Genomic DNA, 7068 nt, shown 5'->3' with positions numbered 1-7068 from the left:
CGCTACGTGGAGTCGCAGGTGTACCAGGCGGTGGTCGAGAACAACGCAGCTGAACAAGCGGCGCGGATGATCGCGATGAAAAACGCTACCGATAACGCCGGTGATCTGATCAGCGATTTGCAGCTGATCTACAACAAGGCGCGTCAGGCTGCGATCACCCAAGAGATCTCGGAAATCGTCGGCGGCGCTGCCGCGGTTTAACGGTTCAAATATTCAGAGGATCCAGCTATGAGTAGCGGACGTATCGTTCAAATCATCGGCGCCGTTATCGACGTGGAATTCCCACGCGACAGCGTACCGAGCATCTACAACGCGCTGAAAGTACAAGGCGCGGACACTACTCTGGAAGTTCAGCAGCAGCTGGGCGACGGCGTAGTTCGTACCATTGCGATGGGTTCCACCGAAGGCTTGAAGCGCGGTCTGGACGTTATCGACTCTGGCTCAGCCATCTCCGTACCGGTCGGTAAAGCGACCCTGGGCCGGATCATGGACGTACTGGGCAACCCGATCGACGAAGCTGGCCCGATCGACACCGAAGAGCGCTGGGGCATTCACCGTCCAGCACCTTCGTTTGCCGAGCAAGCGGGCGGCAACGACCTGCTGGAAACCGGCATCAAGGTTATCGACCTGGTTTGCCCGTTCGCCAAAGGCGGTAAAGTCGGTCTGTTCGGTGGTGCCGGTGTAGGCAAGACCGTAAACATGATGGAACTGATCCGTAACATCGCCATCGAGCACAGCGGTTATTCCGTGTTCGCCGGTGTGGGTGAGCGTACTCGTGAGGGTAACGACTTCTACCACGAGATGAAGGACTCCAACGTTCTGGACAAAGTGGCACTGGTTTACGGTCAGATGAACGAGCCGCCGGGAAACCGTCTGCGCGTAGCACTGACTGGCCTGACCATGGCCGAGAAGTTCCGTGACGAAGGTAACGACGTTCTGCTGTTCGTCGACAACATCTACCGTTACACCCTGGCCGGTACTGAAGTATCCGCACTGCTGGGCCGTATGCCTTCGGCAGTAGGTTACCAGCCGACCCTGGCTGAAGAGATGGGCGTTCTGCAAGAACGTATCACTTCGACCAAGGAAGGTTCGATCACTTCGATCCAAGCGGTATACGTACCTGCGGATGACTTGACCGACCCGTCGCCAGCGACCACCTTCGCCCACTTGGACGCCACCGTCGTTCTGTCCCGTGACATCGCTTCCCTGGGTATCTACCCAGCGGTCGATCCACTCGACTCGACTTCGCGCCAGCTGGACCCGAACGTGATCGGCCAGGAGCACTACGACACCGCTCGCGGCGTTCAGTACGTGCTGCAGCGTTACAAAGAACTGAAGGACATCATTGCGATCCTGGGTATGGACGAGCTGTCGGAAACCGACAAGCAGTTGGTAAACCGTGCTCGTAAGATCCAGCGTTTCTTGTCGCAGCCGTTCTTCGTGGCTGAAGTCTTCACCGGTGCCTCGGGTAAATACGTTTCCCTGAAAGACACCATTGCTGGCTTCAAAGGCATCCTCAACGGTGACTACGACCACCTGCCAGAACAGGCGTTCTACATGGTCGGCGGCATCGAAGAAGCGATCGAGAAAGCCAAGAAACTGTAATCCAGGCGCCCGGAAACGGGCGCTCATCAGGTTGAGGCAATCAGATGGCTATGACAGTCCATTGCGATATCGTCAGCGCGGAAGGGGAAATTTTCTCCGGTCTGGTCGAGTTTGTAACAGCGCACGGCGACCTGGGTGATCTTGGTATCGCCATGGGTCACGCCCCGCTGATTACCAGCTTGAAGCCAGGTCCGATCACGCTGACCAAGCAAGGCGGGGAACGTGAGGTGTTTTACATCTCCGGTGGTTTCCTCGAGGTTCAGCCGAACATGGTCAAGGTACTTGCCGATACCGTGCAACGTGCTGGCGACCTGGATGAAGCCTCCGCTCAGGAAGCCGTAAAGGCTGCCGAGAAGGCGCTGAACGAAAAAGGCGCAGACTTCGACTACAGCGCTGCTGCAGTCCGTCTGGCCGAAGCCGCAGCCCAGCTGCGGACGCTCCAGCAGATCCGCAAGAAGTAAGCGGCCTTGCCGTTACGCTTCACGCGTGATTGATTAAAAAGGGTAGCCTCGGCTACCCTTTTTCTTTTTTTGCAAAACACTTCTTTGGTCTGAAGCCGGACCGCCCAGGATTGGTAGCCATTCATGTCTCTTGAAATCGTAATTCTCGCCGCAGGTCAGGGCACCCGTATGCGTTCGGCCCTGCCCAAGGTGCTGCACCCGGTCGCAGGCAATTCTATGTTGGGCCATGTTATCCACAGTGCCCGGCAGCTGGACCCGCAGCGCATTCACGTCGTTATCGGGCACGGTGCCGATGTGGTACGTGAGCGTTTGGCCGCAGACGACTTGAATTTCGTATTGCAGGACAAGCAGCTGGGCACGGGCCATGCCACTGCGCAAGCGGTGCCGTTCATTACCGCTGACACCATACTGATCCTGTACGGTGACGTGCCGCTGATCGAAGTGGAAACCCTGCAGCGTCTGCTCAAGCATGTGGTGCCAGGCCAGATGGGCTTGCTCACGGTTGAGCTGGACGATCCTACCGGCTACGGGCGCATTGTGCGCAATGCCGACGGTAAGGTCGCAGCTATCGTTGAGCACAAGGACGCCAGTGAAGCCCAGCGCGCCATCACGGAAGGCAATACCGGCATTCTCGCCGTGCCGGCCGATAAACTAGGTGACTGGATGAGCCGCCTGTCGAACAACAACGCGCAAGGTGAGTACTACCTCACTGATGTCATCGAGATGGCGGTCAATGACGGCCTGCTGGTTGCCACCGAACAGCCCCACGACCCGATGGAAGTGCAGGGCGCCAACGACCGCAAGCAGCTCGCAGAGCTGGAGCGCCACTACCAGATGCGCGAAGGCCGCCGCCTGATGGCCCAGGGCGTCACCCTGCGTGACCCGGCGCGTTTCGATGTGCGGGGTGAGGTGACGGTGGGCCGCGACGTGCTGATCGACATCAACGTGATCCTCGAAGGCCGCGTGATCATTGAAGACGACGTGTTGATTGGCCCGAACTGCGTGATCAAGGACAGCACGCTGCGCAAAGGCGTGGTGGTCAAGGCTAACAGTCATATCGACGGTGCCGTGATGGGCGAGGGCAGCGATGCCGGCCCGTTTGCGCGTTTGCGTCCTGGCACGGTAATGGGCGCCAGGGCACACGTGGGAAATTTCGTTGAACTGAAAAACGCGAAAATGGGTGACGATGCGAAGGCCGGCCACCTGGCTTACCTTGGTGATGCGGTGATCGGTGCTCGCAGCAACATTGGCGCCGGCGCAATCACTTGCAACTACGATGGCGCCAATAAGTACCAAACGACGATTGGTGAGGACGTGTTCATCGGCTCCAACAACTCGCTGATCGCGCCCGTGACTATTGGCGACGGTTCGAACACCGCGGCCGGCTCAGCCATCAACCAAGATGTGGATAAATCCCAACTGGCCGTGGCCCGTGCCCGCCAACGCAACATCGACGGCTGGAAACGCCCGGTAAAAATCAAAAAAACCTGAGTTATCCACAGTCTCATTGGCGATAAATGCCCATCCGGTGCGGGCTTGTTTGCGAAGGCGGTGTATCAGACACACATCCAGTGACTGACACGCCACCTTTGCGAGCAAGCCCGCTCCGACATTTGATAGATGGTCGCCTAAAAAAAATAACACGCCCCGCTTGACGATCTTTCGCCAATAGGTTTTGATTGCCTTCGTTATCTTTCGAAACGAAACTTATCATCACCATGTCGAAACGAAATACACCCCAACGTCGCCACAACATCCTGGCCTTGCTCAATGAACAGGGCGAAGTCAGCGTGGACGAACTGGCCAAGCGTTTCGAAACCTCGGAGGTGACCATCCGCAAGGACTTGGCCGCCCTCGAAAGTAATGGCCTGCTTCTGCGCCGCTACGGTGGTGCGATCACCATGCCCCAGGAACTGGTAGGCGACGCGGCTCAACCGGTGTCGGCGTACAAGCGCGCTATTGCCCGTGCGGCCGTGGTGCGCTTGCGTGAACACGCACGCATCATCATCGACAGCGGCAGCACCACCGCCGCGATGATCCCTGAACTGGGCCATCAGCCCGGCCTGGTGGTCATGACCAATTCCCTGAACGTGGCCCGCGCCTTGAGCGAACTGGAACACGAGCCGGTGCTGCTGATGACCGGCGGCACCTGGGACCCGCATTCGGATTCGTTCCAGGGCCAGGTCGCCGAGCAGGTGTTGCGCTCCTACGATTTTGATCAACTGTTCATCGGCGCCGACGGCATCGATTTGCAGCGCGGTACCACCACCTTCAACGAACTGTTGGGCCTGAGCCGCGTCATGGCCGAGGTCGCCCGTGAAGTGGTGGTGATGGTCGAATCCGACAAGATCGGCCGCAAGATTCCCAACCTGGAACTGCCTTGGAGCAGCGTCCATACCCTTATCACCGATGATCGCCTGCCGTCTGAGGCCCGCGACCAGATCCAAGCCCGCGGCATTACGCTGATATGCGCGGCAGTCATCTAGGAGAAACACCATGTGTGGAATTGTTGGCGCAGTTGCCGAACGTAACGTAACGGCCATCCTGATCGAAGGCCTCAAGCGTCTGGAATATCGCGGCTATGACAGCGCGGGTGTTGCTGTTTTTACCAACGCCGGCAAGCTCGAGCGTATGCGCCGTCCGGGCAAAGTCAGCGAGTTGGACCAGGCCCTGGCCGGCGAGCCGCTGGTCGGCCGTCTGGGTATCGCCCACACACGTTGGGCCACCCACGGTGCGCCGTGCGAGCGTAACGCTCACCCGCACTTCTCGGGCGACCTGGCGGTGGTGCACAACGGCATCATCGAAAACCACGAAGTGCTGCGTGAACAGCTCAAGGGCCTGGGCTATGTGTTCACCTCGGACACCGACACCGAAGTCATCGCCCACCTGCTCAACCACAAGCTCAAGGACCACAGCGACCTGACCACCGCCCTCAAGGCCACGGTCAAGGAACTGCACGGCGCCTACGGCCTGGCCGTGATAGCCGCCAGCCAGCCCGACCGCCTGGTTGCCGCGCGCAGTGGCAGCCCACTGGTGATCGGCCTGGGCCTGGGAGAAAACTTCCTCGCCTCCGACCAACTCGCCCTGCGCCAGGTCACTGACCGCTTCATGTACCTGGAAGAAGGCGATATCGCCGATATCCGCCGTGAAAGCGTACAGATCTGGGACGTGAACGGTCAGTCCGTCGAGCGCGAAGCCGTACAGTACCGTGACGGCGCCGAAGCCGCCGACAAGGGCGAATTCCGCCACTTCATGCTTAAGGAGATCCACGAGCAGCCGTCCGTGGTGCAGCGCACCCTGGAAGGTCGCCTAAGCCAGAACCAGGTGCTGGTCAACGCCTTCGGCCCACAGGCCGCCGAGCTCTTCGCTAAAGTGCGCAATGTGCAAATCGTCGCCTGCGGCACCAGCTACCACGCCGGCATGGTTGCGCGTTACTGGCTGGAAGAACTGGCCGGCATCCCGTGCCAGGTCGAAGTCGCCAGCGAGTTCCGCTATCGCAAAGTGGTGGTGCAACCCGACACCCTGTTCGTAACCATTTCCCAGTCCGGCGAAACCGCCGACACCCTGGCCGCCCTGCGCAACGCCAAGGAGCTGGGCTTCCTCGGCAGCCTGGCGATCTGCAACGTCAGCATCAGCTCGCTGGTGCGGGAATCCGACCTGACCCTGCTGACCCAGGCCGGTCGCGAAATCGGCGTCGCCTCGACCAAAGCCTTCACCACCCAGTTGGTCGGCCTGTTGCTGCTGACCTTGTCCCTGGGTCAAGTGCGCGGCACCCTGGCCGAAGGCGTTGAAGCCACTCTGGTAGAAGAACTGCGCCGCCTGCCGACTCGCCTGGGCGAAGCCCTGGCCATGGACGCCACCGTGGAAAAGGTCGCCGAGCTGTTTGCCGACAAGAACCACACCCTGTTCCTCGGCCGTGGCGCGCAATACCCGGTGGCGATGGAAGGCTCGCTGAAACTCAAGGAAATCTCGTACATCCACGCCGAAGCCTACCCGGCTGGCGAGCTGAAGCACGGCCCATTGGCCCTGGTGGATGACGATATGCCGGTGGTCACCGTGGCGCCAAACAACGAACTGCTGGAGAAGCTCAAGTCCAACCTGCAGGAAGTACGCGCCCGCGGTGGTCAACTGATCGTGTTTGCCGACGAAAAGGCCGGCATGACCAACGGTGAAGGCACACATGTGATCAACATGCCGCACATCCACGACACCTTGTCGCCGATCCTCTACACCATTCCGCTGCAGTTGCTGTCGTACTACGTGGCCGTGCTCAAGGGCACCGACGTTGACCAGCCGCGTAACCTGGCGAAGTCGGTGACAGTGGAATAAACCTGACTGGCGTACCCAAAAGGGGCTGTTTTCAACAGCCCCTTTTTACGTTTTGGATTCGTTCAATCAAGGAGCCCGACTGATGCAAAATCCTACTGTCTACGCACGTCTGCACAATCGTCGGTTTGTGGTCGCCAACAACGCTCAGGGACTGTCCGGCACCGGCACCGTGTTTCATTACCAAGTTGAAGCTGACGCGATTTCGAGCACTTACCAGGGGGGCCGGATTCGCCTGGGCACTCAAGTCGGACGGGTGACCGGTCCGGCTACCCTCGAGCTGCTGTATCAGTGCCTGACCCTGGAAGGGGAACTGCTTGCGGGCTGGTCACGTGGCACGGTAGGCGTTGATCTTGCTGGGCGCACGACGCTGAATTTTGTTTGGGGCTGGTTATCGGGAGCGACGGGAGGCGGGGAATCGAGCTACGTCGAGATCACTGCCTGACGGTCTTGAAAGCACACAAAAACCAGGGTGGGAGGGGCTTGCTCCCGATGCAGTGGTTCAGTCAACTCACAGGTCACTGATACTCCGCCATCGCGGGCAAGCCCTAATGCCGGTCAGTTAAGACAGAACCGGTCCCTGTGGCGAGGGAGCTTGCTCCCGCTGGACTGCGTAGCAGTCCCATTTTTGGGGCCGCTTCGCGCCCCAACGGGAGCAAGCTCCCTCGCCACAGGT

General features: G+C 59.6%; 7 protein-coding genes. All 7 read left to right on the top strand.

The genetic code is table 11. The features are described from left to right. Window positions 1-201: F0F1 ATP synthase subunit gamma (locus Q1V60_RS11615; RefSeq protein WP_300630391.1), on the top strand; the 201-nt coding region annotated here is incomplete at its 5' end. A gap of 27 nt (window positions 202-228) precedes the next feature. Then, on the top strand, window positions 229-1605 hold the full coding sequence (atpD, locus tag Q1V60_RS11610) for a F0F1 ATP synthase subunit beta (protein ID WP_300630390.1): 1377 nt from the start codon (window positions 229-231) through the stop codon (window positions 1603-1605). Between the two features lie 44 nt (window positions 1606-1649). Continuing rightward, complete coding sequence (locus Q1V60_RS11605; RefSeq protein ID WP_003195825.1) at window positions 1650-2066, top strand: F0F1 ATP synthase subunit epsilon; 417 nt, start codon at window positions 1650-1652, stop codon at window positions 2064-2066. A 123-nt stretch (window positions 2067-2189) separates the two neighbouring features. Continuing rightward, complete coding sequence (gene glmU / locus Q1V60_RS11600; RefSeq protein WP_300630387.1) at window positions 2190-3557, top strand: bifunctional UDP-N-acetylglucosamine diphosphorylase/glucosamine-1-phosphate N-acetyltransferase GlmU; 1368 nt, start codon at window positions 2190-2192, stop codon at window positions 3555-3557. Between the two features lie 227 nt (window positions 3558-3784). Beyond that, the gene (locus Q1V60_RS11595; RefSeq protein WP_300630385.1) at window positions 3785-4552 is read left to right on the top strand and encodes a DeoR family transcriptional regulator; all 768 of its coding nucleotides are present in this window, start codon (window positions 3785-3787) and stop codon (window positions 4550-4552) included. A 10-nt stretch (window positions 4553-4562) separates the two neighbouring features. Next, entirely contained in the window at window positions 4563-6395 is a 1833-nt protein-coding gene (gene glmS, locus Q1V60_RS11590) for a glutamine--fructose-6-phosphate transaminase (isomerizing) (protein WP_300630383.1), read from the top strand. Window positions 6396-6477: 82 nt separating this feature from the next. Then, a complete protein-coding gene (locus Q1V60_RS11585) occupies window positions 6478-6837 on the top strand; it encodes a hypothetical protein (protein ID WP_300630381.1) in 360 nt (119 codons plus the stop codon). Window positions 6838-7068: the final 231 nt, after the last annotated feature.

It is taken from the genome of Pseudomonas sp. (assembly GCF_030147005.1).
In the GTDB taxonomy this organism is placed as follows: domain Bacteria; phylum Pseudomonadota; class Gammaproteobacteria; order Pseudomonadales; family Pseudomonadaceae; genus Aquipseudomonas.
This window is presented reverse-complemented; position numbering and strand designations above follow the sequence as displayed.

Coding starts and splice junctions, on each gene's coding strand:
- glmS (WP_300630383.1), top strand. CDS start 4,563: ATGTGTGGAATTGTTGGCGCAGTTGCCGAACGTAACGTAACGGCCATC.
- Q1V60_RS11595 (WP_300630385.1), top strand. CDS start 3,785: ATGTCGAAACGAAATACACCCCAACGTCGCCACAACATCCTGGCCTTG.
- Q1V60_RS11605 (WP_003195825.1), top strand. CDS start 1,650: ATGGCTATGACAGTCCATTGCGATATCGTCAGCGCGGAAGGGGAAATT.
- atpD (WP_300630390.1), top strand. CDS start 229: ATGAGTAGCGGACGTATCGTTCAAATCATCGGCGCCGTTATCGACGTG.
- glmU (WP_300630387.1), top strand. CDS start 2,190: ATGTCTCTTGAAATCGTAATTCTCGCCGCAGGTCAGGGCACCCGTATG.
- Q1V60_RS11585 (WP_300630381.1), top strand. CDS start 6,478: ATGCAAAATCCTACTGTCTACGCACGTCTGCACAATCGTCGGTTTGTG.